This is a genomic window from Rhizobium jaguaris (genome assembly GCF_003627755.1).
Lineage (GTDB): Bacteria > Pseudomonadota > Alphaproteobacteria > Rhizobiales > Rhizobiaceae > Rhizobium > Rhizobium jaguaris.
Genome location: NZ_CP032695.1, coordinates 2,372,396 through 2,396,296, shown reverse-complemented (window position 1 = coordinate 2,396,296; position 23,901 = coordinate 2,372,396). Strand labels below are relative to the sequence as shown.

General features: G+C 60.5%; 23 protein-coding genes. 20 read left to right on the top strand and 3 right to left on the bottom strand.

Annotated elements, in window-relative coordinates:
* Positions 1-85: 85 nt before the first annotated feature.
* The 5 genes from CCGE525_RS33210 to CCGE525_RS33190 are packed head-to-tail and all read left to right on the top strand — an operon-like array spanning position 86 to position 5,514.
* The gene (locus CCGE525_RS33210) at positions 86-2,533 is read left to right on the top strand and encodes a xanthine dehydrogenase family protein molybdopterin-binding subunit (RefSeq protein ID WP_120708407.1); all 2,448 of its coding nucleotides are present in this window, start codon (positions 86-88) and stop codon (positions 2,531-2,533) included.
* Positions 2,534-2,552: 19 nt separating this feature from the next.
* A complete protein-coding gene (locus CCGE525_RS33205) occupies positions 2,553-3,488 on the top strand; it encodes an ABC transporter substrate-binding protein (RefSeq protein ID WP_120708406.1) in 936 nt (311 codons plus the stop codon).
* A gap of 27 nt (positions 3,489-3,515) precedes the next feature.
* Complete coding sequence (locus CCGE525_RS33200; RefSeq protein WP_120708405.1) at positions 3,516-4,160, top strand: SRPBCC family protein; 645 nt, start codon at positions 3,516-3,518, stop codon at positions 4,158-4,160.
* Between the two features lie 17 nt (positions 4,161-4,177).
* Positions 4,178-4,669, top strand: coding sequence for a (2Fe-2S)-binding protein (locus CCGE525_RS33195; RefSeq protein WP_120708404.1), 492 nt, complete (start codon positions 4,178-4,180; stop codon positions 4,667-4,669).
* A 29-nt stretch (positions 4,670-4,698) separates the two neighbouring features.
* Positions 4,699-5,514 (top strand): FAD binding domain-containing protein, encoded by an 816-nt coding sequence (locus tag CCGE525_RS33190; protein ID WP_120708769.1) that lies wholly within the window; start codon positions 4,699-4,701, stop codon positions 5,512-5,514.
* 30 nt (positions 5,515-5,544) lie between these two features.
* On the opposite strand, the gene CCGE525_RS33185 is transcribed toward CCGE525_RS33190, so the two are convergent.
* On the bottom strand, positions 5,545-6,177 hold the full coding sequence (locus CCGE525_RS33185; protein ID WP_162950374.1) for a GntR family transcriptional regulator: 633 nt from the start codon (positions 6,175-6,177) through the stop codon (positions 5,545-5,547).
* Positions 6,178-6,406: 229 nt separating this feature from the next.
* On the bottom strand, positions 6,407-7,426 hold the full coding sequence (locus CCGE525_RS33180) for a LacI family DNA-binding transcriptional regulator (protein WP_120708402.1): 1,020 nt from the start codon (positions 7,424-7,426) through the stop codon (positions 6,407-6,409).
* Positions 7,427-7,714: 288 nt separating this feature from the next.
* On the opposite strand from CCGE525_RS33180, the gene CCGE525_RS33175 reads away from it, so the two are divergent.
* The 9 genes from CCGE525_RS33175 to CCGE525_RS33135 all read left to right on the top strand — a co-directional run bounded on the left by CCGE525_RS33175 (position 7,715) and on the right by CCGE525_RS33135 (position 17,453).
* Positions 7,715-9,331 carry an extracellular solute-binding protein gene (locus tag CCGE525_RS33175; protein ID WP_120708401.1) on the top strand — a complete coding sequence of 539 codons (1,617 nt, stop codon included), beginning with the start codon at positions 7,715-7,717 and terminating at the stop codon, positions 9,329-9,331.
* Positions 9,332-9,406: 75 nt separating this feature from the next.
* A complete protein-coding gene (locus CCGE525_RS33170) occupies positions 9,407-10,267 on the top strand; it encodes a carbohydrate ABC transporter permease (protein ID WP_120708400.1) in 861 nt (286 codons plus the stop codon).
* Positions 10,264-11,226: a carbohydrate ABC transporter permease gene (locus tag CCGE525_RS33165; RefSeq protein WP_120708399.1), complete on the top strand. Its 963-nt coding sequence runs from the start codon at positions 10,264-10,266 to the stop codon at positions 11,224-11,226. Before CCGE525_RS33170 ends, CCGE525_RS33165 begins: the two co-directional genes overlap by 4 nt.
* Entirely contained in the window at positions 11,223-12,317 is a 1,095-nt protein-coding gene (locus CCGE525_RS33160; RefSeq protein WP_120708398.1) for an ABC transporter ATP-binding protein, read from the top strand. Before CCGE525_RS33165 ends, CCGE525_RS33160 begins: the two co-directional genes overlap by 4 nt.
* A gap of 3 nt (positions 12,318-12,320) precedes the next feature.
* Complete coding sequence (locus tag CCGE525_RS33155) at positions 12,321-13,379, top strand: ABC transporter ATP-binding protein (RefSeq protein ID WP_120708397.1); 1,059 nt, start codon at positions 12,321-12,323, stop codon at positions 13,377-13,379.
* A gap of 27 nt (positions 13,380-13,406) precedes the next feature.
* Positions 13,407-14,501 carry a Gfo/Idh/MocA family protein gene (locus CCGE525_RS33150; RefSeq protein WP_120708396.1) on the top strand — a complete coding sequence of 365 codons (1,095 nt, stop codon included), beginning with the start codon at positions 13,407-13,409 and terminating at the stop codon, positions 14,499-14,501.
* Between the two features lie 22 nt (positions 14,502-14,523).
* Positions 14,524-15,438: a sugar phosphate isomerase/epimerase family protein gene (locus CCGE525_RS33145; protein WP_120708395.1), complete on the top strand. Its 915-nt coding sequence runs from the start codon at positions 14,524-14,526 to the stop codon at positions 15,436-15,438.
* 64 nt (positions 15,439-15,502) lie between these two features.
* A complete protein-coding gene (locus CCGE525_RS33140) occupies positions 15,503-16,684 on the top strand; it encodes an aldose 1-epimerase family protein (protein WP_120708394.1) in 1,182 nt (393 codons plus the stop codon).
* A gap of 16 nt (positions 16,685-16,700) precedes the next feature.
* Positions 16,701-17,453: an SDR family NAD(P)-dependent oxidoreductase gene (locus tag CCGE525_RS33135; RefSeq protein ID WP_120708768.1), complete on the top strand. Its 753-nt coding sequence runs from the start codon at positions 16,701-16,703 to the stop codon at positions 17,451-17,453.
* A 24-nt stretch (positions 17,454-17,477) separates the two neighbouring features.
* Here CCGE525_RS33135 and CCGE525_RS33130 read toward each other — a convergent pair whose 3' ends face one another.
* Positions 17,478-18,113 (bottom strand): GntR family transcriptional regulator, encoded by a 636-nt coding sequence (locus CCGE525_RS33130; RefSeq protein WP_120708767.1) that lies wholly within the window; start codon positions 18,111-18,113, stop codon positions 17,478-17,480.
* 139 nt (positions 18,114-18,252) lie between these two features.
* On the opposite strand from CCGE525_RS33130, the gene CCGE525_RS33125 reads away from it, so the two are divergent.
* The 6 genes from CCGE525_RS33125 (at position 18,253) to CCGE525_RS33100 (ending at position 23,897) form a co-directional block, all read left to right on the top strand.
* Complete coding sequence (locus tag CCGE525_RS33125; RefSeq protein WP_120708393.1) at positions 18,253-19,395, top strand: enolase C-terminal domain-like protein; 1,143 nt, start codon at positions 18,253-18,255, stop codon at positions 19,393-19,395.
* Between the two features lie 46 nt (positions 19,396-19,441).
* The gene (locus tag CCGE525_RS33120; RefSeq protein WP_120708392.1) at positions 19,442-20,704 is read left to right on the top strand and encodes an ABC transporter substrate-binding protein; all 1,263 of its coding nucleotides are present in this window, start codon (positions 19,442-19,444) and stop codon (positions 20,702-20,704) included.
* A 71-nt stretch (positions 20,705-20,775) separates the two neighbouring features.
* Positions 20,776-21,642 (top strand): carbohydrate ABC transporter permease, encoded by an 867-nt coding sequence (locus CCGE525_RS33115; protein WP_245472240.1) that lies wholly within the window; start codon positions 20,776-20,778, stop codon positions 21,640-21,642.
* 10 nt (positions 21,643-21,652) lie between these two features.
* Complete coding sequence (locus tag CCGE525_RS33110; RefSeq protein WP_120708391.1) at positions 21,653-22,486, top strand: carbohydrate ABC transporter permease; 834 nt, start codon at positions 21,653-21,655, stop codon at positions 22,484-22,486.
* 17 nt (positions 22,487-22,503) lie between these two features.
* Positions 22,504-23,565, top strand: a complete 1,062-nt coding sequence (locus CCGE525_RS33105; protein WP_120708390.1) for an ABC transporter ATP-binding protein — start codon at positions 22,504-22,506, stop codon at positions 23,563-23,565.
* Positions 23,565-23,897 carry an L-rhamnose mutarotase gene (locus CCGE525_RS33100; protein ID WP_120708389.1) on the top strand — a complete coding sequence of 111 codons (333 nt, stop codon included), beginning with the start codon at positions 23,565-23,567 and terminating at the stop codon, positions 23,895-23,897. The genes CCGE525_RS33105 and CCGE525_RS33100 overlap by 1 nt, the downstream gene beginning before the upstream one ends.
* Positions 23,898-23,901: the final 4 nt, after the last annotated feature.

The window sequence follows — 23,901 nt, the reverse complement described above, 5'->3', positions numbered from 1 at the left end:
AGAGCAACAGCTTGCCGATGGCGATGAAGGTCGAAGCCGACCGGAGCATCCCGAGGTACAGCGTCAATGGGATCGAAGAGGTTTTATGGCGAGCCTACTCCAGCAAACTGCGTCGACTGATCGCGAAAGCCCACAGGAAAAAATCAGCTATCCCGCGGTGACCCCGGAGATGAAGTTGGTGCAGGAGGCGCTATTCCGCCATGTCGGCAAGCCGCTCCCGCGCAAGGAGGATAGGCGCCTCATCACCGGCAAAGGCCGCTTCTCGGATGATTTCAGCCTGCCCGGGCAGACCTATGCGGCCATGGTGCGTTCGCCTTACCCGCACGCCCGCATTCTCGGCATCGATACGTCGGAAGCGTTGGAAAGCCCGGGCGTTCTGGCGGTGCTGACAGGTCAGGACGTATTGGACGACGGGATTGCGCCGCTACCGCATAGCCCCGTTCCCTCGACGAAGTTCGATATGAAGCTCACCGCGCCGGATGGCGGCAAGCCGTTCATCGGCCCACATTATCTTCTGCCGAACGACAAGGCCCGCCATGTCGGCGAGGCCGTGGCCATGGTGATCGCCGAGACGGCGGCGCAGGCCATCGACGCGGCCGAGAAGGTCGCCGTCGACTATGAAGAACTGCCGCATGTCACAGGCACTGCGGCGGCAGCCGAACCGGGCGCACCAGCTGTTTGGGACGAGGTGCCCGACAATATCTTCATCGAGACGAAGTTCGGTGACTGGGACGCGACCGATGCCGCCTTCGCCAAGGCTGATCACATCGTCCGTGCTGATTTCCACATCGACCGCGTCACGGCTGTTACTATCGAGCCGCGCTCTTCGCTTGGCCATTTCGACGTCGAGACCGGCCGCTATACGCTGTATGCCGGCAGCGGCGGCGCGGTGCGGCAGAAGGGCGAACTGTCCAAAGTATTGGGCATCGAGCCGAAAAACCTGCGCGTCCTTTCCTTCGATGTCGGCGGCAATTTCGGCGCGCGCAATCGCGCCTATGTCGAATTCGGCCTCGTGCTCTGGGGCTCGCGCAAGGTCGGCCGTCCCGTCAAGTTCACCGCGACGCGTTCGGAAGCGTTTCTGACGGATTACCAGGGCCGAGATCTCGTGACCAAGGTCGAACTGGCCTTGACCAAGGACGGCAGGTTCCTGGCCATGCGCGCCGACAATCTCAGCAATGTCGGCATGCGCTGCGTGTCGCTTTCGCCGCTGAGTAAGGGGGCGGGCCTCATCACCGGTTGCTATGATATTCCGCATGCCGCGCTGCGCGCCCGCGCCGTGTTCACCAACACCATGTGCACGCAGGCTTATCGTAGCTCCGGCCGCCCGGAAGTCACTTATGCCATCGAGCGGCTGGTAGAGATCGCCGCCCGCGAACTCGGTTTCGATCCGCTGGAACTGCGCCGCAAGAACCTGATCCCACCGTCGGCGATGCCTTATACCAATGCCGTCGGCTCGATCTACGACAGCGGCGAATACGAAAACAACATGGACCGCGCCATGGAGATATCCGACTGGAACGGCTTCGAGGCCCGGCGTGCGGAAGCGAAGCGGCGCGGCAAGCTGCTCGGCCGCGGTTTCGCCAATTACGTCGAATCCTCCATCGGCTCGCCGAAAGAACGCGCCGAGATCGAGATCAAAAACGACGGCACCGTTGAAGTCGTCATCGGCACACAGCCGAGCGGGCAGGGCCATGAGACGAGCTTCGCCCAGGTGGTCGCCGACATGATCCAGGTGCCGGTTGAGAAAGTTTGGATCGTCTTCGGTGATACCGATATCGTCAGCGTCGGCGGCGGCTCGCATTCCGGCCGCTCGATGCGCCATGCCGGCACGGTCATGGCTATCGCGTCTGCCGATCTGCTTGCCGAAGGCCGTCGCCGCGCTGCGGAACTGTTCGAGACGGCGGTCGAATCGATCGATTTCGAGGGCGGTTATTTCAAGGTCAGCGGTACCAATGAGGCGATCGACATCTTCGCCCTCGCCCGTCAGACGCGCGAGACCGCCGGACCGCTTCGCGTCGGCCGCGACAATGAGATGCATACGCCGGTTTTCCCGAATGGCGCCGCCATCTGCGAAGTGGAGGTCGATCCCGAAACCGGTCACGTGCAGATATCAGCCTATTCCACCATCGATGATGTCGGCCGATGCATCAATCCGCTGATCGTCCATGGCCAGACCCATGGCGGTATCGCGCAGGGTGTGGGCCAGGCGATGTGGGAGCTCTGCGCCATCGATCCGACAACCGGCCAGCCGCTGGCCGGCTCGCTGATGGACTATGGCATGCCCCGTTTCGACAATCTGCCGTCTTTCAACTGCGAGATTGCCGAAGTGATCTCGCCGACCAATCCGCTCGGCATCAAGGCCGGCGGCGAGGGCGGCACTACGCCGGCGCTGGTGACCGTGACCAACGCGGTCATCGACGCCTTGAAGGATTATGGTGTCACCCAGGTTCCCATGCCGCTGACACCCTTCACCGTCTGGACAGCGATCCAGCAAGCCAGCCGCGCGGATCACGCAGTGGCGGCCGCTGAGTAATTCAGGAGCATTTTCGATTATGACCGATCTTCAAACCATCCGCATCATCGCCTTTCCCGGCGCTCCGAACCTGCCGACCTTCGCGGCTGTCGAAAAAGGCTTCTTCGCCGAAGAGGGACTTGCGATCGAGCTTACGCTGACGCCGAACTCCGTTGCGCAAGCGGAGCGCACGGCTGCCGGCGAGTTCGACGTCATCTTCACCGCATTCGACAATGTCGTCGCCTATGGCGAGGGCCAGGGGCCGGCCGGTGCCGCCGTCAATCCGGACTACGTCGTCATCATGGGTGCAACGCAGTTGGAACTTGCGATCGTCGCAGCACCTGATGTCAAAACCTATGCCGATCTCAAGGGCCGCACGATCGCGCTCGACGCGCTCTCCACCGGCTTCGCCTTCGTTCTCTACGAGATGTTTGCGCGCGCCGGTCTCAAGCCGGAAGACACCACCTTCGTGCCCGTAGGTGCGACGCCGCAGCGCTGGCAGTCGGTCAAGGGCGGCGAGCATGCCGCGACGCTCACCATCGAGCCCTTCACCAGCATCGCGCGCAAAGCGGGTTTCAACGTGCTTGGTCTTTCGACCGAAATCTTCGATAGCTACCAGGGTGGTTCCGTCGCAGCGCGGCGGTCATGGGCGAGCGCCAATCCGGAAACGGCGAAGGCCTTCATTCGCGCTTATCTCAAGGGGCTTGTCTGGACGCTCGATCCGCAGAACCGCGCCGAGGCCGAACAGATCCTGCAGGCAAAGATGCCGGAGATCCAGCCGGCCGCCCTGCAGTCGGTCATGGCAAGCCTGCTGTCGCCGCGCTCCGGCCTGACGCCGGACGCCAGGATCCTGCCCGAAGGCATGATGCGTGTCCTCGATCTGCGCTCGCGTTTCGGCAAAGGCGGCAAGGTGCTGACCGACGCGGCAAAATATCTGGACCTTTCCTATTACGAGGCCGCCACCGGCAATCGATGACAAGAACGATAGCGAAGGAGGGGATCCATGAACCTCAAGGGTGAATACCGCATCAAGGCGTCACGCAGTGATGTCTGGGCGATGATCAACGACCCGCAGGTGTTGAAGGACTGCATTCCGGGCTGTGACAGCCTTGATGGCAGCCTCGAAGACGGCTTTACCGCACGCGTCACCACAAAAATCGGACCCATCAAAGCAACCTTCGACGGTTCGGTGAAGCTCAGCAATATCCAGGCGCCGGAGAGCTACACGATTTCGGGCGAGGGCAAGGGCGGCGTGGCGGGTTTCGCCAAAGGCGGCGTGGATGTGCATCTTGCCGAGGCCGAGTGTGAAACGATCCTCTCCTATACAGCCAAGGCACAGGTCGGCGGCAAGCTGGCGCAGCTTGGCGCCCGCCTGATTGACTCGACTGCAAAGAAGCTGGCTGACGAGTTCTTCGCGAGTCTCGCTGCCCGTGCTTCGGCGCCTGCCGCCGCGGAACAAAGGTCGGCGGCACACGAAACGGTCATCGTCGATGGCAATCCGGAGCCCGTGACAGCAGTTACCGCGCCTGCTGCTGCCGCTCCGTCCTCCACTGCACAGCCGAGCGCGTCCAACAAGTCCACGCTCTTGCTCATCGGGCTTGCCGTCGTCGTGATCGCCGCCGTCGTCGTCGCCGTGGCTATCCATTGAAATAATCGAGGTTACCCATGTCCACCGTCACACTTGCCATCAACAACACGCCGCAGACTAGGGAGATCGAGGATCGCACACTGCTGGTCCATTTCCTGCGCGATCATCTGGGGCTGACCGGCACTCATGTCGGCTGTGACACGACGCAATGCGGTGCCTGCACCGTCATACTCGACGGCCGCGCCGTCAAATCCTGCACCATCCTGGCAGTCGCCGCCGACGGTAGCTCGGTGACGACCATCGAGGGGCTTGCGACAGGCGATCGGCTGCACGATGTCCAGACTGCTTTCCATGAATGCCACGGCTTGCAGTGCGGCTTCTGCACACCGGGCATGATCATGGCATCGGTCGACATGATCCGTCGCCATGATGGCGTGCTCGACGAGCAGACGATCCGTCACGAGCTCGAAGGCAATCTCTGCCGCTGCACGGGCTATCACAACATCGTTGAGGCAGTCCTGATGGCGGCGGAAAAATACCGCGGCGAGCATCACGTCGCAGCCGAGTAAGCCAGGGGAGCCGAGGCAACGCCATGTATATGTACGAGACCAAATACCATCGGCCGAAGACGCTTGCAGAGGCGGTCGAGACCTTTTCCGGTGCCAACGAGCCCGCCTATCTGTCCGGCGGCCACACGCTGATCCCGGCCATGAAGGGGCGGCTTGCCGCACCCGCCAACCTGATCGATGTGCGGCGGATACCGGAGCTTTGCGGCGTCCGCATCGAAGCCGACCGCGTCATTGTCGGCTCCGCGACTACGCACGCGGCCGTTGCGGCCTCGAAGGAGATCGCAGCGGTCATTCCGGCGCTAAGCGGTCTTGCCGGCTCGATCGCCGATGTCCAGGTCCGCCATGTCGGCACGATCGGCGGGTCGGTTGCCAATAACGATCCGGCTGCCGACTATCCGTCGGCCGTGCTCGGTCTCGATGCGACCATCCACACCGACAGGCGCGCCATCGTTTCCGACGGCTATTTTGCCGGCCTCTATACGACGGCGCTGGAAGAGGGCGAGATTCTCACCCGGCTGGAATTCAAGATTCCGGAAATTGCCGGCTACGCCAAGTTCCGCAATCCCGCCTCGCGTTATGCCCTGGCAGCAGCGTTCGTCGCCAAGCATCGCGATGGCCATGTCCGGGTTGCCATCACCGGCGCCGGCAATTCCGGCGTATTCCGCTGGACGGCAGCGGAGGACGCGTTGACGGCTCACCTCGCTCCGGAAGCCCTGAAAGGACTCCTGCCGGATCCCGCCGATATGATGGGCGATATGCACGCCTCGGCCGAATATCGCGCCCATCTCGTCGCGGTCATGACACGGCGGGCCGTTGCCAGCCTCGGTGGCGTCGAGATCAACTGACAAATAGACAGTTCGTGGCGGATGTTCCCGTTACTCTGCTGCGGCCGGCGCTGCCTGTCGCACGGAGCGTATGTTGCTGTTCGCGCTGCGGGCTTCGATGGCCGACATGAGTGCGCCCAGCTCAGTGTGCCGTTTGTCTACGGCCAGCCCGTCGACAACCGACAGACGGCGCAGGACAGTGATCCGGTTGTTCAACTGTGAAAGAATATCGGCGGCAACCCTGTTGCCGCTGCCTTCAAGCAGCCTGGCGGTGAATTCGTCCTCGACCGCCAGGATGTCTTCAGGATCCACCTGCGAGTCGAACCGATCGAGTTTTTCCCGAAGCTGCCTGACCTGCAGCTCCGTTGCGTTGCGGCTGAAACCGTCGACGACCAGCCATTCGATCGCCTGACGTACCGCGTAGATTTGCTGCGCTTCTTCAGCACTGATATTCACGACGACGCGGCCTTTGGGCGGGGTATTGACGATCATGCCCTCGGCCTCGAGATGCTGCAAAGCTTCGCGCAGCACTGTGCGGCTGATCCGCATCTCCTCGCAGATCTCGCGCTCGATCAGTTTCTGGCCTGGACGCAGCTTGCCGGAGAGGATGGATCCTCGCAGGCCGTCTGTCACCTGCTGACGTAACGAGACGGCGCGGGGTACGTTCAATCCGAGATTGGCCATCGACCGATTCCTTTCGAATATTCCCCAGGGCAACCACCCTGCTGAACATGATCTCTCGTTATATTCCATCATATATAACGTTAAGTCCAGCGCCGGGAGCGCCGCTTCGGTGTCAATCTGGATGGTGATGACGACAACTGTGGCTGGCGTGGGATAACCCCGGCCCTATCGTCTCCGTCTCGGTTCAGAAGGCGAGTTTCGTCCGGTGGCAGCATGGTGCGGCCTGCTCTCAGCTCTCGGGGATGTTTTCCCGAAAAATGACCTGCAGCCGTGGCGGATGATAGTCCATCGGCAGGCCGCGGATCGTGCGGCTCAGCATGGCGAGAGCTTCACGGGCTTCGACGCGCGGATTTTGGTCGATGACCGCGTCCAGGGTGCCGTCCAGCAAGAATGCCTTGTTGTGGTCCGTCAATTCGTGGCCGATGAAAATGATCTGGCCCGCACGGTTGGATTCGATCAGTGCCTGCCCGATGCCTTGATTGCCGGCGCCGATATTGTAGATGCCGGAAAGATCCGGATGGCGCTTCAGCAGTGAAACGGCTTCCTCATAGGCCCTCTCACGGTCGTCGCGAATTTCTCGCAGTTCGACGATTTCCAGATTTGGAAAATCCTCGCCCAGGATGTGGCGAAAGCCCATCTCCCGTTCTTCGTGGCCACGGTAGGACAGCGATCCGGCAAAAAGCGCGACTTTGTGTCTAACGCCGCCGCCGAGGAAACGGCCGAGGAGATAGCCGGCAAGGCGGCCCGCGGCGCGATTGTCGATGCCGATATAGCCGATGCGGGGTACATGCAGGATATCGGACGCAAGCGTGACGATCGAAACGCCGGAAGCAGCAAGGCTGCGCATGGCTTCGCGCACCGTCGGATGGTCAAGCGCGATGACACCGACCCCCAGTGTCTTTCCCTGCAAATCGTGAAGGGTCCGGGCCAGCGTATCGGGATTGAAGCCCTCGATCGAATGGATATGGACATCGAGATCATGCTGCCGGGCCGCCTGCCGCTCGATCTGTGCCAGAAGATTGGCGATGAATGTATTGGTGCCGGCTGGTAGGACGAAATCCAGCCGGATGCGGTTTTGCGGCGACACCGGGGTCAGGTCGGAGCCGGCGAGATAGCCGAGCCGCTTCGCCGTCTCGATCACCACCTCACGGGTTCGCTCCTTGACGCCGCTGCGATTGTTCAGCACCCGGTCCACCGTGGCGCTGGAGACACCAGCCTCGCGAGCAATGTCGGTCAATGTCGATCGCAAATCGATTCCCTTCTACGGCAATGATGGGAAATGATGTATTTCTATTCGCGGGAGATGCAAGGGGAAGATGGCTGCAGGCCTCGAATTTCGCAAACTATCCCCTTGTTCTACACTGGTTTTTTCGCGCAATTATTCCATTGTTGCTTCATTGAACCATGATACCTGCGCGCTATTCGATGAGAAATGATGTAATATGATTTGTTATGATGTTGACATCGATCATTTGTGGCGTCAATAATCCTCAGCGATCGGCAGAGGAGGAAGCTGCCGACGGGAGGGATCACCACAATGTCAAATCTGTTTCGCATGTCGCGCCGCGACTTGTTGGCGACTGGCGGCCGGGCGCTTGCCTTGACTGCCGCCGCGGGCATCGCCCCGCAATTCATCCGCCCTGGCCGCGCCTATGCTGCCGATGCTCTGGCGCCCGGCATGATTGGCGGCCCGACCGGCTTCGATGGTGCCGAGCGCTATCAGTACGGGCCGGACACGCCGGAAGGCCGCGCGATCGAGGCCATCAAGGCGATGAAGGGTGCCGGCAAGGCTCCGACCAAGATCGTTCTCGGCCTTTCCGATGGCTCGATCGGCCAGCTGACCAAGCCCTTCCCGGCAGGCGCGCCGTCGATCAAGGAGCTGTGGGAGAAGGAAACCGGCATCACGCTCGACATCGTCGGCGTGCCCAACGGCCAGGAATTCACCAAGACGATGCAGGACATCTCCACCAAGGGCGGCTCCTTCGACATCTACGCCGTCGAGTGGAACCGGCTCGGCGATCTGGCGGAAACCGGCGGCATCATCAAGATGGACGATTATGTCGCCGCTCACAAACCGGAATGGGACGATCCGCAGCGCGGCTACGTCAACGGCAAGAAGGGCGTGTCGCTGCTCAATCAATATCGCGGCTCGACCTATGGCGTATCGCTCGACGGCGACTTTCAGGTCTGGAACTACCGCACCGATCTGTTCAATGACGAGGCCGAGAAGAAGGCTTTTGCAGACAAGCACGGTTACCCGCTGGTGCCGCCGACGACCTTCAAGCAGCTCGACGAAATCGCCGCCTTCTTCCATCGCCCGGACAAGGGGCTGTTCGGCTGCACCGACCTGCGCAATCAGGGCTGGGGTTATACCAATTGGTATCAGCGCTTCACATCGATGGCCTCGCCCAATCAATATCTCTTCGGCGATGACGGCAAGGCACTGATCAATTCGGACGCCGGGCACAAGGCGACGCAGGAATATATCGACGCGCTGTCCTACCATTCCCCGGATGCGATCTCCTGGGGCTGGCCGGAACAATACGGCAATTTCGCCGGCGGCGGTGCGGCCATGACCTGTGCCTTTTCCAACCTGCCGAAATTCCTCGACAACAAATCGAACGAGGGATCGAAGATCACCGGCAAGGTCGGCTCGATGTTGCCGCCCGGCCGCGAGATCGACGGCCAACTGGTGCGCCGCTCGGTGCTCTGGCTCAATCTTTCCGCGTCAATATCGTCGCAAAGCAAAAATCCGGAAGCCTGCTATCTGCTGCTGCAATGGCTCGGCTCCAGCCGCATCTATTCATGGATGACGGCCAATCCGAGCGGCTATTTCGATCCGTTCCAGCTCGCCAACTTCGCCGACCCGCTCGTGCGCGAGACCTATCACGCCTATCACATGGATGTGGTGCGCGAGACGGTCAGCCGCACGGTACCGTCGATCAACTATCCCGGCGCCACCGCCTTCCACAATGCGCTCGATGAAAATCTGGTCGCCGCGCTGACGAAGACGAAGACCGCGGAACAGGCGATGGCCGATACCGAAAAGCAATGGACGCGGATCGCCCGCCGTATCGGCGAAGACAAGCTGATTGAGGCGATCAAGACCAACAAGCAGGCATGGCCGACCGTCGTCGACCCGTTGCAGGGCTAGGCCAGCCAGTCGCTTCGATATCCGGGCGGCTTCAGCCCGCCCGGATATTTCGGATTACTCTCAGCAGACATTGCCATGAACCGCTCTTTACCCTTCGAAATCTTCCGCTACTGCGCCATCCTGGCGGCGCTCGCGGTCACCCTCGTGCCGACCTTGTGGATGGCGTCGATGGCATTCAAGCCTATTGCCGAATGGTCGGCGAGCGGCGGCGATCTCACCTGGTGGCCGAAGCATCCGACGCTTGATAATTTCCGCTTCATTTTCGGTACGTCGACCAGCGATCTGATCGTGGCGCTCGACCGCACCGCCGGAAAGCCGATCCTGTCTTCGCTGCTGTCCGCCGTATTCGGCACGCTGATTGCCATGGTCTGCGGCACCGCGGCCGCTTATGGCCTGTCGCGTTTCGGCTCCGGACAGAACCTGCCGCTGGCGCTGATCCAGCTCAGGCTTTTTCCGCCGATGGCGGTAATGATCCCCGTCATGATCATGTGGGCCTTTCTCGGCATCATGGATAGCTGGTGGGGGCTGGCGCTGATCTACGGCATCGTCACCTTGCCCTTCGCCTTCTGGCTGATGAAGACCTTCTTCGACGATATGCCGCGCGAAATCGAAGATGCGGCATTGGTCGAGGGCTGCTCGCGCTTCCGCGTCTTCATGAAGATCACCCTACCGATGATGCGGCCTGCGCTGGCAAGCGCCGCTCTCTTTGTCTTCATCCTGAACTGGTCGGACTATCTGATCGCGCTGCTTTTGACGACGAAGGAATGGGTGACCATCCCGGTCTACATGGCCTCGCTCTCCTCGTCGATGACCGGTCAGCTCTACGGCGCCAAGGCGGCACTTGGCCTCATCGCCGCCGTGCCGCCCGTCATCATGGGCATCGCCATCCAGCGCCATCTGGTACGCGGCCTGACCTTTGGAGCGCTGAAACAATGAGCGCGCTTGCAACCGAGGAGAAAGTGCCCGTGGCAGGCAGACGCGTAGAATCGGCAGTGCACGCGGAAGATGGACGCCGCCTCGGCTTTGTGCTGACGCTGCCGGCGCAGATCCTGGTGCTGTTCATCGCGCTGTTTCCGCTGCTGATGCAGCTCTATATCAGCCTGACCGACTGGTCGCCGCTTGAAGGCACCGGCTGGTGGCGCGCCTATGAGCTCTGGAATGGCTTTGCTAACTACACCGATCTCGCCGTCGATGGTCGCTTCTGGAGTGCGCTTGGGCGCACCGCGCTGATCATGATCGTCTGCGTACCAGCCGAGTTCCTGCTCGGTCTCGGCCTTGCCATCCTGTTCATGGATGATTTTGCCGGCAAGCGGTTCTTCTATTCCGTCATGCTGATCCCGATGATGGTGGTCCCTGCCGTCGCCGGATATATGTTTTTCATGCTGTTCCAGTCGGGCGGTCCGGTCAACGACATCCTGTCTACGCTGACGGGGACACAGATCACGCTTGCCTGGCTCTCCAGCCCGGGCACGGCGCTGATCGCGGTGATGATTGCCGACATCTGGCAGTGGACGCCGCTGATGTTTCTGATCCTGCTCGCTGGTCTCGTCGGCGTGCCGGAGGACCAGATGCGGGCGGCGACCTTGCTCGGCGCTTCTTGGTGGCAACGTTTTCGCACCATCGTCCTACCGAAGATGAAGACGATCATCATCATCGCGCTCGCCATCCGCGTCATCGAGAATTTCAAGATTTTCGACACGCTCTACATCATGACCGGCGGCGGCCCCGGCGTCGCGACCGAAACGATCTCGGTCTATATCTACAAGGTCACGCAGCAGGATCTGATTTGGGGCTATGTCGCGGCCATCGCGCTCGTCATCCTGATCGTGCTCTCCATTCTCGTGTCGCTGGCGATCAGCCGGATGAACGCCGCCAAAAAGGAGGCGACGGCATGACCGCGATCCATCTTCACAATCTGGTCAAGCGTTTCGGCAGCTTCACCGCCTTGAAAACCATGGACCTCGACATTCGCGACGGCGAGTTCATGGCGCTGCTCGGACCGTCCGGCTGCGGCAAGTCGACGACCATGAACATGATTGCCGGCATGGAAAGCCCCTCGGAAGGACGCATCCTTTTCGACGGCAAGGACATGAACGGCGTTGCCATGGGCAAGCGCGGCGTCGGCTTCGTCTTTCAAAACTACGCGATCTTCACGCATATGAATGTCTACGACAATCTCGCCTACGGCCTAAAGATGCGGGGTTTGGCGCATGCGGAAATCGACCGGCGGGTGAAGGCTATCGCCGATTTCCTGCAACTGACGCCGCTTCTCAAACAGCCCTCCGCCAAACTGTCGGTGAATATCCTGCAGCGGCTGGCAATCGGGCGCTCGGCGATCATGGAACCGGCGATCTTTCTGCTGGATGAGCCGCTGTCCAATGTCGATGCCGCTTTCCGCGCGGTCATGCGCACGGAGCTGAAACATCTGCAGCGGCAGTTCAAGCAGACTATGGTCTATGTCACCCACGATCAGCTCGAGGCAATGACCATGGCTGATCGCATTGCGGTCATGGATCACGGCGTGCTGCAGCAAGTCGGCACGCCGCTCGAGGTCTACAACAATCCGGTCAATCTTTTCGTCGCCGATTTCATCGGTTCGCCGGGAATGAACCGGCTGAAGGGTACTCTGGCAGAGTCCGACCGCGGCCTCGTCGTCGATCTCGACCCTCTTGGGCACAGCGCGCCTCTATCGCCGGCCCTTGCCGCCGCAGCGCGAAAGAATGGGGTGCAGGCGGTCGTTTATGGCTTCCGGCCGGAACGGGTCTCGCTTGTCGGTCCGGGCAATGGACTGGCGCTGAAGGTCACTTTTGTCGAGCGTATCGGCGCGCGTACGGTCGTCCATCTCGGAGACGGCGAGCAGCGGGTGAAAACCGTTTTCGACAATGATGTCGGCCTGCAGGCAGGCGAAACGGCTGATATCGTCGTCGACCCGGGATCGGTGCGTCTTTTCGATGCCGAAAGCGGCATGGCGATCCGGGAGGTGTGAACGATGTCCGGCATATCCTTCCGCAATGTTACCAAGCGCTACGGCAAGACCGTCGCCGTCGCCAATGCGTCCTTCGACATCCAGGCTGGCGAATTCTTCTGCTTCTTCGGGCCGCCGCTCTCTGGCAAGTCGACGATCCTGAAATTGATCCTTGGGCTGGAGACACCCGATGAGGGCGAGGTGCTGATCGACGGTCAGCCTGTCAACCATGTTTCGCCGGCGGCGCGTAATGTCGCCATGGTGTTCCAGAACCTGGCGCTGTTTCCGCATATGACAGCGGGCGACAATGTCCGCTTTCCGCTGGTCGAGCGCAGGGTGGCGGAGCCCAAAATCCGGGAGCGTGTTGATGCCGTCGCCGCCAAGCTGCATATCGGCCACCTTCTGCACAAGCCGCCGTCACAGCTTTCTGGCGGCGAGCGCCAGCGCGTTGCCATTGCCCGCGCACTGGTCCGTGATCCCATCGCCTATCTGATGGACGACCCGATTTCAGCGCTCGATGCGCGGTTGCGCGAGGAGACGCGTGTCGAGCTGAAACGCATCCAGCGCGATCTTGGGCAGACGCTGATCTATGTCACCCACGATCAGGAGGAGGCGATGTCGGTCGCCGACCGCATGGCGATCCTGGAGCATGGCGAAATCCGCCAGATCGGAACGCCGGTCGAGATATACGATGCGCCGGTCAGCCGCTATGTGGCGCAGCTTCTCGGCGCGCCGATGATCAACATCATGGCAGCAACGACCGGCGAGCGGGTGGAAGCCGCGCAGGGCACCATTCTGTTGCCACGCGACCGGACGCCCACCGGCACCGCACGCATCGGTATTCGGCCCGAAGACCTGAAGGTCGAGCCCTGGCGGGCAGACCATGAAGGCAAGCCGGCCACGGTTTTCGAGGTCGAACCGCTTGGCGGCTATACTGTCGTGACGCTGGATACGGGCAGCGAAAAGCTACGCGCGCTGATGCGTGGCCAGCCGCAGGTGCAATTGGACAGCGCCGTCGCGCTGAGCTGCAATCCGGCAAAAATACATTTTTTCGACCAGGCGGGCGGAGCGCTTGGCCGATGAACGAAGATCGAGCATTGGGAGGAATAAATGACTGACAGCAAAGGGTTCATCCCCGATCCGCCGGTTAGGGTTCGGGACTACAGGATCGGCTGCATCGGCGCCGGGATGATCATGGCGGAATGCCATCTGGCAGCCTATAAGCAGGCCGGTTTTCCCGTCGTTGCGATTGCTTCGCGGACGCAATCCAAGGCCAAGGCGGTTGCCGAGCGCTGGAACATTCCGACCACGCATGCGACTCCGGAAGAGCTGATCGCCGACAAACTGGTCGAGATCATCGATATCGCCTTCCCGCCGGACCAGCAGCCGGACCTGATCCGCAAGGCGCTGGCAGCACCGCATATCAAGGCGATCCTGGCACAGAAGCCGCTGGCGCTGTCCCTCGATGAAGCAAAGAAATTGCGGGATGAAGCCGCCCGGGCCGGAAAGGTCCTCTCGGTCAATCAGAACATGCGCTACGACCAGTCGATGCGCGTGCTGAAGCAGATCCTCGACAAGGGCGAGCTCGGCGATGTGGTGATCGCCACGATCGAGATGCGGGCCATTCCGCACTGGCAGAGTTTCCTAGAAGACTATGACCGGCTGACGCTCGCCAATATGAGCGTACACCATCTCGACGTGCTGCGTTTCCTGTTCGGCGACCCCGAGGAAATCTTCACCGTCGGCCGCACCGACCCGCGCACGGCGTTCGAGCACAAGGACGGCATTACCGTTTCGACGCTGAAGTTTCCCGGCAATGTGCTGGCGGTGTCGATGGAGGACGTCTGGTCAGGTCCGCGCGAAGAGGGCTTCGACAGCGACATCTATATCAAATGGCGTGTCGAGGGCATGGCGGGCGTGGCGCAAGGCACGATCGGCTGGCCGGACGGTTCGCCCTCGACGCTGACCTATGCCTCGAAGAAAACCACGGGCGGCAAATGGGTCACGCCGACATGGGAGACCATGTGGTTTCCGCATGCCTTCATCGGCGTGATGGAACAACTGCAATATGCGGTCAAGACCGGCGAGGTGCCGGCGCTTTCCGTCGCCGACAACGTCAAGACCATGGCGCTGGTGGAAGCCGGCTATCGCTCGATGGACAGCGGCCGGGCGGTCAAGCTCAGCGAAATCTCGATCAACTCATGAAATCCAAGGGAGGAACCATACCATGATGCAGACAGGTATTTTCACCGGCTATTTTCCATATGGCCTGGAAGAGACCGCCCGGAAAATCCGGGCACTCGATTTCAATACCGTGCAGCTCGACATGCATTTCAAGGATGTCGACGTCTCGGCCGGCCAGATCACCAAGGACAAATGTGTTCGCATCCGCGAGACGTTTCGCGACCATAATCTGCCGATCTCCTGCATTTCCGGCTATACCAATATCATCCACCCGGACAAGGCTGAGCGCGAGCGCCGCGTCGGCTATCTCAAGGAGATCATCCGCCACTCCCAATATCTTGGCACGCCCTATGTGATCTCGGAGACCGGCACCTACAATACCGAGTCCGACTGGGTGCATCATCCGAAGAACAAGACCGAGGAAGGCTTTGAGGAATGCCGCAAGGTCATCGCCGACCTCGCCCAGCATGCCTATGACCATGGCGCGGTCTTCCTGCTCGAAACCTATGTCAACAATGTCGTCGGTTCGGTCGAGGAAACCGTCCGGATGTTCGCCCAGGTCGATCATCCCGGCCTCGGTCTGCTGATGGACCCGACCAACTATTTCGAGACCCATAATATCGACCGGATGGACGCAATTCTCAATCAGGTCTTCGACACGCTGTCGGACAAGATCAAGATCGGCCATGCCAAGGACGTCAAGCGTTCCGGCGCCGACAAGAGCGAAAAGCACGCCGATATCGGCGACGACGACGCGCTGGAAAGCCACACCTTTCGCGGCGTCGGCGAAATCGAACTGCCCGCACCCGGCCTCGGTGCGCTAAACTACGACCTCTATCTGAAGCGCCTGGCGCAGAAGCATCCGAACATCTCGATCATCATCGAGCATCTCGATGAATCGGATGTGCCGCGCGCCAAGAAGTTTCTTGACGGTAAACTGCGTGCTCTAGGTTTCTGATTATATCGCGGCCGGGTTTGATGGCCCGGCCGTCTCTTACAATACCGATAGACGGGATGACATAATGGTCGACTTATACGGAGAGACGAAATCGCGCCGCGACATCACGGCCAGCGCGGGGGCCTTGTCACAATTTGCCGGCGTGCGGCTGATGACGCTCGGCGATGGCGTCGAGCGTGGCATTCGCATGCTGGAGTTCCGCAGCGGCAGCGGCCTGCGCTTCACGGTGCTGATCGACCGTGCTTTCGATATCGCCGATTGCGACTATCGCGGCATGGCGATCGGCTGGCATTCTCCAGCCGGCTTCAAGCATCCAAGCCTTGCCGAATATGAGGGGGAGGGCGGTTTGGCTTGGCTGCGCTCCTTCTCCGGCCTGATGATAACCTGCGGCCTCGACCACATTCTCTTCATGTATGACGAGCCGGCCGATCATTATATCTACGGTCCGAGGAGGACCGTCAGCCACTCGATCCACGGCCGCATCGGCACGATCCCCGGCAAGCTCTCCGGCTACGGCGAGCGCTGGGAGGGCGACGACTGCTTTTTATGGTGCGAAGGAACGGTGTCGCAAGGCACTGTCTTTGGCGAACATCTGGAACTCGTGCGCCGCATCGAGATCAAAGTGGGCAGCAACGATATCAAGCTCACCGACCGGGTGGTCAATCGCGGCTTCTACCGGACGCCGCATATGTATTGCTACCATATCAACGCCGGCCATCCGGTGCTGGCCGAGGGCTCGCGCTATCTCGCGCCGATCAGGGACGTCGTCTGGGCGGCGCATGCCGGTGAAAACTATCGCAAGCAGGGCGTCGGTTACCACAGCATGCCCGCGCCGCAGATGAATTTCCACGAGCAGGTCTGGCAACATGAAGTGGCGGCCGATCAAAATGGCGAGGTGCCGGTTGCCCTGGTCAACGATCGGCTGGGCATCGGCTTCGAAGTGGTGACGTGCAAGGACCAGTTTCCCTGCATGTACGAGTGGCAGAACCTGCAGGCCGGACAATATGCCCTCGGAATCGAACCCTCGACCAACCATGTGCTCGGCCATGGTGCTGCGCGCGAACGCGGCGAGTTGATCTGGCTGGAGCATGGCGAGGAACGCCGCTACGATAGCACCTTCCGTATCCTGCCTGACGCGGCAGCGATTGCGGCGAGCGAAAAGCGGATCGCGGGTCTGGCAAAACAGCCGGTCGAGGAGTTTCCAGAACTGTCCGGCAACCATCTGCCGATCGGCGGGCGTTCGTGAGGAGGCGCCGGCGATGATGTCTGTCGCGAACAAGACCATTCTCTATACCGGAGCCGCCGGCGGGCTCGGCACGGAAACGACGCTGAATTTCCTGCGAGCGGGTGCCCGCGTGGTGGCGATCGACAACAATCCCGACAAGATCGCCAATCTGAAGGCGTTGGCCGAGAAGGAAGGTTTGAAGGGGCTGGCCGTGAAGGCGCTCGACCTTTCCGATCTTGCGCATCTGAGGCATCAGTTGGAGACGATCTCGGCAGAGGTCGGCGGTTTCGATGTCGTCATCAACAATGCGGCGATCTACCCCTCCAAGCCCTTCGAGGACTATACGCTCGAGGAGCATCAAGCGGTGCAGCGCGTCAATGTCGATGCCGGCATCGTCTGCGTGCAGGTCGCGCTGCCGCATATGCGCGCCAAGGGCTGGGGCCGCATCATCAATATCGCCAGCGTCACCGCCTATGGCGGTTGGGCCAACCTTTCGCCCTATGTGCAATCGAAGGGCGCGCTGATCGGGCTGACCCGCGCCTGGGCGCGGGAATTCGGCGCCTACGGCATTACCGTCAATGCCGTAGCACCCGGTGCATTCCCGACCGATGCCGAGAAAATTCATCCGGATCCCGGCGGCTATACGCGCTTTGTCTTGGATCATCAGGCAATCAAGCGGCGTGGCAGCCCCGAAGACATCGCCAATGCGTTGATGTATTTCGCCTCGGACGCTGCCTCCTTCGTGACCGGCCAGACGCTGAACGTCGATGGCGGCTGGGTGATGCATTGATGGCTGCGGATCCAGCTCAACCCATCAGATAAAGCCGAGATTGCGTTGCATGGCGGCCTGAAAATGGGCGTCAAGCGCCGCCTTGGCGGCTTTCGCATCTCGTGCCTTGCAGGCAAGGAGGATGTCGAGATGCTCGCGGAGCGTGCGCAACACTACCGGCGCGGTGAGCCTGCGGTCGAGCCGCAGCAGGCGGAGGTAGTTGTGCATGCGCCGGTAGCTTGTCTCGATCAGCGGATTGCGCAGGCTGGCGATGACCGCATTGTGCAGCATCCTTTCCAACGCCTCCACGTCTTTCATCTGGTCCGGCCCCAGCCCGTCTTTTTCGATGGTGACGATCAGGGTGATATGGCGGTCATGGATCGCGTCGATCTCTGCCTCGTCAGCCTGCTCGGCGAAAATCTCGATGGCGGCGCGCTCAAGGATGGAGCGGAACTGATATGTTGAGCGTGTCAGTTCCAGGCCGGGCCGGACGAACTGGATACCCGAACGTGGATGGATTTTCAGGATGCCTTCGGCTTCCAGCATGCGCAGCGCGTCGCGCAGGGGCGCAACAGGAACATCAACGATCTCGGAGAGTTCGCTTTGCGACACGAAGGCGCCGGCCTGCACCCTGCGCTCGAACAGCGCCTCCAATATCCGGTCGTAGGCCTCGTCGCTCAGGCGCCTGGCCGGTGACACATCCTCGGATCGATTGCTTTTTTTGTTCTCTTCGCCACTTGCACTGTTCTCGCGCTTGCCATATTACATTGCACATCTGATAGATCAGATAAACATTTTAATCGATCAAAGTCCAATCCCCATGAGCATTGCAGCTTTTCGCATCACCCGATTCCAGTTCGCCCGCGATCGCATCATCGGCGACAGCCAAGTGCGCGCCGATGATGCGAATGTAGCAGCGCTGGAACTGGTTTCCGATAGCGGCCAGGTCGGGCTCGGTTTTATCCAGACGCTTTTTTCGCCATTGCCGGACCAGGCAGAGATCGAACGCGTTTTCGCGACGGAGGTCTGGCCGGGCCTGGAAAGGCAGAGAGCGATTGCACTGGTGCACCGGGTCAATCGCCCGCGCGGCGGCAATCAGCGGGCGACATCGCTGCCCTTCCATGAGGCGCTGCAGGTAGCGCTCTGGGATCTGGCGGCGAAGGAAGTGGGGCTGCCGCTACATACCCTCCTGGGAAGCCGCCGCAACCGCGTCAAGGCCTATGCCAGCGGCCTCGATTTCCATCTGTCCGATGACGATTATCAGGCGCTCTTCGCTCATGCCGCCGCGATCGGCTATCGCGCCTTCAAGATCAAGGTCGGTCATGCCGACTTCGAGCGCGACCTGCATCGTCTGGCGCTGTTGAAGCAGGTGGTGCCTGCCAGCTCCGAGGTGATGATCGACGCCAATGAGGGGTGGTCATCCAAGGAAGCGCTGATGAAGCTGGAGGTGATCCGCCGTGCCGGCCATGATCTACTCTGGGTCGAAGACCCGATCCTGCGCCACGACTATGAGGGCCTGCGCATGCTCAGGCATGCAGTGTCCTGGACGCAGATCAACTCCGGCGAATATCTCGACCTGCAAGGCAAGCGCTTGCTGCTCGAAGCGCATGGCACCGATATTCTCAACGTCCATGGCCAGGTATCGGATGTGATGCGCATCGGCTGGCTGGCGGCAGACATGGGCATTCCGGTCAGCCTCGGCAACACCTTCCTGGAGATCGGCGTGCACATGGCCGTGGCTCTGCCGGAGGTCGAATGGCTGGAATATTCCTTCCAGAATTTCGATTATCTGGTCGATGAACCCATCGAGATTCGCGATGGTTACGCCTATGCGCCTGAGCGGCCGGGGCATGGCCTTGTTTTGAGTGAAGCCGCACGGCGCGATTGGGCGCGGCCACAGCTTTTGCCGCGCGATCAACTGGGTGAAGCACCCGCCAATCCGCGTTTAAGTCTGACGAAATAAATTTCCGGGCCGCAAGGCTCGCCATCGGTCTGTGGGAGGAACTGAGATGTTTATCAAGTTTTCGGCTATGCTTCTGGTAGGGACGGTCCTGGCGGCTGCGCCTGCAATGGCTCAGGAAATCACTGTCTGGGATTGGAAGTCCGGTGACCCTGCCGCCGCTGCCTATTACGAGAAGGCCAAGACTGATTTCGAGGCGGACCATGCCGGCGTCACCATCAAATATGTGATGCAGCCGCTCGATCAGTATTACACGCTCCTCGGCACGGCGTTGTCCTCCAATGCCGGCCCCGATCTTTTTCTGATGAATGGCGGCGCGCAAGCCAAGGCTCGCATTCCGGCGCTGTTGAAGCTCAACAACAAGGTCGCCGATCTGAAGAAAACAGTGGTCGGCTGGCCGGAATTCACCGACACCGACGGCAGCATCTATGCCGTTCCGCTGTCGATCCAGGGCTTCGTCATCTACTACAACAAGAAGCTCTATAAGGATGCAGGTCTCGATCCCGAAAACCCTCCGAAGACCTGGGCCGACCTGTCGAAAGTCTGCGCAGCGATCAAGGCGAAGGGCGCAGTTCCGTGTTTCTCCATGGGCAACAAGGAAGGTTACGGCGCCGAATTCTGGTTCTCGGAAATGGCCGCCAACGAATGGACGGCTCAGGAGCAGCAGGATTTCGCCGATGGCAAGCTGAAATGGTCGAGCCCGCAGGTGAAAGCCATCCTGAAGAGCTGGGTCGAGGCCAATAAGGCCGGCTGGTTCCAGGATGGGCCGAACTCGACCACCAAATTCATGGACGAATATGAAAGCTTCATGCGCGGCGAGGCGGCCAATACCATCGGCCTGATTTCGGATGTGGCGCATTGGAAGCAGTTCGACGATTTTCTCGGCGCTGACAATGATGGAGTCTTCCGCTTGCCGTCGCCGACGGTTGCCGCCGACAAGAAGGAAGGCGATCCGATGTTGCCCGTTTCCGGCGGTATCGGTTACGGCGTCAACAAGGCCTCGGCCAATGCCGATCTCGCCATCGAATTCGCCAGGGAATTGGCGTCGCCCGCGCCGATGCAGATTTTCTTCAGCGATACCGGCGCAATTGCCTCCAACACCGGCGTCGATACGACAAAGGTGGAAAGCCCGACCGCCAAGGCCATTCTCGGCTGGCTGAAGACTTATGGCGTGCCGACGGCCCATGCCAACGCCACCGCCAAAGAGCTGGAGGAATGGCACCGACAGAGCCAGCTGCTGTTGAACGGCGACGTAACCGTCGAGGCTGCTGCGGCGCGCATGGACTCCGTGCAGGCGGATGCTCGCAAATAGCCACAGAATGGAATGACTGGCCGGCCGGGACTGACGTTTCGGTTCGGCTGTCTTGAGAAGGAATTATTCGAGTGGGAAGCAAGGCGGAAAGACGGATCGGACTGTTGTTCGTATTGCCGGCGATTGTACTTGTCGGCCTCTTCCGCATATTTCCGCTCGCCTGGGGCTTCGTCCTTTCCTTCACCAATTCTAACGGCTTCGGCAAATCCGCCTTTGTCGGCATCGACAACTATGTCGCTGTCGCCAACGATCCTGCTTTTCGCGACAGCATTGAAAATACGCTGATCCTGATCGCCACGCTGCCGATCTGGGTGATGTTGCCGCTGCTGCTCGCAATCCTCATCCATCAGGGTGTACCGGGTGGGAAGATTTTCCGCGCCGTCTACTTCTTCCCTGCCGTTCTCTCGACGGTGATCATCGGATCGATCTTCAATGTCGTGCTGCGCTTCGATGGCAGCCTCAATGCTTTCCTCAAGGCATTCGGTCTCATCCCCGTCGATTGGCTCGGCAACGGTGCCACCGCGCTCGGCAGCCTGATCGCGGTGCAGCTCTGGGCAACCTTCGGCATGAGCCTGCTGATCTTCATGGCCGGCCTTTCCACCGTCTCCAAGGAGCTCATCGAGGCAGCGAGACTCGACGGCGCCAAACCGGTGCAGATCTGGGTTCATGTCATCATCCCGGCGCTGCGTCCGATCATCGAATTCGTCGCCGTGGTGACGACGATCGGTGTCCTGACGTCGATGTTCGGGCTGATCTATGTGCTGACCGCCGGCGGGCCGGGCACGGCAACGACGCTGCCGGAATTCTTGATCTGGCTCGAGCAGGGCAAGATGAACCAACCGGGCTATGCAGCGGCGATTTCCATGGTGTTGTTCGTGGTGATGGCGGGTCTCGCCTATCTCCAGATCCGCATCATGTCCCGCAACGCGAATTTGTGAGGGGGCGATCATGTCCATCTTGGCGAAACGGGAGAAGAGGCTGCTCTGGATTGCCTGCGTGCCGATGACGCTGCTGGCGCTCTCCTGCGTCTATCCGGTGTTCTTTTCCTTGAATAACGCGCTGAAGACCAACAAGGGCTACATCCTCGACCGTTTCGGCCTCGTGACCCAACCGACCTTCGACAATTTCGTGACCGCCTGGCAACGGGCGCATCTGAGCGACTATTTCGTCAACTCGGTCATCACCACCGGCGGTGCAGTCCTGCTTTTGCTGGTCGTCTCCTCGCTCGCCGGCTTTGCGCTTGCGATGCTGCGTTTTCCCTTCCGGCGGTTCCTGTTCATGGTGATCCTCGCTTCGCTGATGATCCCCGTGCAGGTGGTGTTGGTGCCGTTTTATCGCACGATCATCGCGCTCGATCTGGTCAATACGCGCATCGGGCTGATCATCTCCTATACCGCGTTCTTTCTGCCCTTCAGCGTCTACATGATGACTGCCTTCTATTCCCGCCTGCCGCGGGAGCTGGTCGAGGCCGCCCGAATGGACGGGGCGACCATTTTGCAGATCTGGTGGAATGTGATGCTGCCGATGGGCAAGCCGGCGTTGATTACGCTTGGCATCCTGAACACGCTTTATTGCTGGAACGACGTGCTGATCTCGCTGCTGGTCCTGCAGAAGGAGCGCACGGTCATGGTCGGCATTGCGGCGCTGCGCGGAGAATACACCACAAATGTCCCGCTGCTCACCGCGGGTATCGTGCTCGCCGCCGCCCCCATCGTCATCATCTACGTGGTTTTCCAGAGGCAGATCGTCAACGGCATCGCCGTCGGCGCCGTCAAAGGCTGAAACGGATACTTTGAATAATGTCGCAAATCGTATTGGACCATGTCCGCAAGAAATTCGGCGCCATCGACGTTCTTCATGACGTATCGCTGACCATCGAACGCGGCGAGTTCACCGTCTTCGTCGGCCCATCCGGTTGCGGAAAATCGACGTTGCTGCGAAGCATTGCCGGACTGGAGGAGATTTCCTCCGGTGACCTTTTCATCGGCGGGAAACGCATGAACGATACCGAGCCTTCGCAGCGAGGCGTCGCCATGGTTTTCCAGTCCTACGCGCTCTACCCGCACATGACCGTCGCTGATAACATGAGCTTCGGTCTGCGCATGGCCCATCGCCCGAAGGCGGAAATTGACGAAAAGGTTAAGCGTGCTGCCGCCATACTGCAACTTGAAGCGCTGCTCGACCGCAAGCCGGCAGCGCTCTCCGGCGGCCAGCGCCAACGCGTCGCTATCGGCCGCGCCATCGTGCGCAATCCGGATGTCTTTCTGTTCGACGAGCCGCTTTCCAATCTCGATGCTGAACTGCGCGTTCAGACGCGCGTCGAGATCGCCAAGCTGCACCAATCGCTCGGAAATACCATCATCTACGTCACCCACGACCAGACGGAAGCAATGACCTTGGCGCAGAAGATCGTGGTGTTGCGAGCAGGGCGCGTCGAGCAGGTCGGTCCGCCGATGGAGCTTTATGAGGACCCGGACAACGCCTTCGTCGCCGGCTTTATCGGCTCTCCCAGGATGAATTTCCTGAAGGCAAAGGTCGGCCCTGATGGCTGCGCGCTGCATTTCGGCGAAATCGAGGCTGCAGCCCCGCGTCTGACTTCGACATTGAAGCCGGGCGACATGCTGCAGCTCGGCATTCGCCCCGAACATCTGGATGAGGCTGACGGTATCGAGCTGCCGGCCATAGTCGAAGTGGTCGAGAAGCTAGGGGGCACCGCCTTCGTTCACGGCAAGCTTGCAACGGGCGAGACGATCGTCGCAGAGAAGCGCGATGTAACGGCCCGCATGGGAGACGCTCTCACGTTGCGTTTCGACATGGAAAAGACGCGGCTGTTCACCATGGACGGAATGAGAATTCGCTGATGGTTCGGCGCATGGGAATGGTGATCGGCCTCAAGCCGGAAAAGATAGCCGAATACAAGGCCTTGCATGCGGCTCCGTGGCCGGAGATGAATGCTGCGCTGACGGCGGCAAATATCCGCAATTACAGCATCTTCCTGAAGGAGCCGGAGAACCTACTTTTCGGCTATTGGGAATATCTGGGCGAAGACTTCGAGGCTGATATGGCAGTGCTTGGCGCAAAGGATGTGACGAAGCGCTGGCTTTCGTTGACCGATCCGTGTCAGCAGCCGATGGCGACGGCGCGGCGAGGAGAATGGTGGAGCTTCCTCCAGAGCGTCTTCCATCTGGATTGAGGGG

What these genes read in the sequence shown, in the direction of transcription:
- CCGE525_RS33210 (WP_120708407.1), top strand. Translation starts at nt 86, where the DNA reads ATGGCGAGCCTACTCCAGCAAACTGCGTCGACTGATCGCGAAAGCCCA.
- CCGE525_RS33205 (WP_120708406.1), top strand. Translation starts at nt 2,553, where the DNA reads ATGACCGATCTTCAAACCATCCGCATCATCGCCTTTCCCGGCGCTCCG.
- CCGE525_RS33200 (WP_120708405.1), top strand. Translation starts at nt 3,516, where the DNA reads ATGAACCTCAAGGGTGAATACCGCATCAAGGCGTCACGCAGTGATGTC.
- CCGE525_RS33195 (WP_120708404.1), top strand. Translation starts at nt 4,178, where the DNA reads ATGTCCACCGTCACACTTGCCATCAACAACACGCCGCAGACTAGGGAG.
- CCGE525_RS33190 (WP_120708769.1), top strand. Translation starts at nt 4,699, where the DNA reads ATGTACGAGACCAAATACCATCGGCCGAAGACGCTTGCAGAGGCGGTC.
- CCGE525_RS33185 (WP_162950374.1), bottom strand. Translation starts at nt 6,177, where the DNA reads ATGGCCAATCTCGGATTGAACGTACCCCGCGCCGTCTCGTTACGTCAG.
- CCGE525_RS33175 (WP_120708401.1), top strand. Translation starts at nt 7,715, where the DNA reads ATGTCAAATCTGTTTCGCATGTCGCGCCGCGACTTGTTGGCGACTGGC.
- CCGE525_RS33170 (WP_120708400.1), top strand. Translation starts at nt 9,407, where the DNA reads ATGAACCGCTCTTTACCCTTCGAAATCTTCCGCTACTGCGCCATCCTG.
- CCGE525_RS33165 (WP_120708399.1), top strand. Translation starts at nt 10,264, where the DNA reads ATGAGCGCGCTTGCAACCGAGGAGAAAGTGCCCGTGGCAGGCAGACGC.
- CCGE525_RS33160 (WP_120708398.1), top strand. Translation starts at nt 11,223, where the DNA reads ATGACCGCGATCCATCTTCACAATCTGGTCAAGCGTTTCGGCAGCTTC.
- CCGE525_RS33155 (WP_120708397.1), top strand. Translation starts at nt 12,321, where the DNA reads ATGTCCGGCATATCCTTCCGCAATGTTACCAAGCGCTACGGCAAGACC.
- CCGE525_RS33150 (WP_120708396.1), top strand. Translation starts at nt 13,407, where the DNA reads ATGACTGACAGCAAAGGGTTCATCCCCGATCCGCCGGTTAGGGTTCGG.
- CCGE525_RS33145 (WP_120708395.1), top strand. Translation starts at nt 14,524, where the DNA reads ATGATGCAGACAGGTATTTTCACCGGCTATTTTCCATATGGCCTGGAA.
- CCGE525_RS33140 (WP_120708394.1), top strand. Translation starts at nt 15,503, where the DNA reads ATGGTCGACTTATACGGAGAGACGAAATCGCGCCGCGACATCACGGCC.
- CCGE525_RS33135 (WP_120708768.1), top strand. Translation starts at nt 16,701, where the DNA reads ATGTCTGTCGCGAACAAGACCATTCTCTATACCGGAGCCGCCGGCGGG.
- CCGE525_RS33125 (WP_120708393.1), top strand. Translation starts at nt 18,253, where the DNA reads ATGAGCATTGCAGCTTTTCGCATCACCCGATTCCAGTTCGCCCGCGAT.
- CCGE525_RS33120 (WP_120708392.1), top strand. Translation starts at nt 19,442, where the DNA reads ATGTTTATCAAGTTTTCGGCTATGCTTCTGGTAGGGACGGTCCTGGCG.
- CCGE525_RS33110 (WP_120708391.1), top strand. Translation starts at nt 21,653, where the DNA reads ATGTCCATCTTGGCGAAACGGGAGAAGAGGCTGCTCTGGATTGCCTGC.
- CCGE525_RS33105 (WP_120708390.1), top strand. Translation starts at nt 22,504, where the DNA reads ATGTCGCAAATCGTATTGGACCATGTCCGCAAGAAATTCGGCGCCATC.
- CCGE525_RS33100 (WP_120708389.1), top strand. Translation starts at nt 23,565, where the DNA reads ATGGTTCGGCGCATGGGAATGGTGATCGGCCTCAAGCCGGAAAAGATA.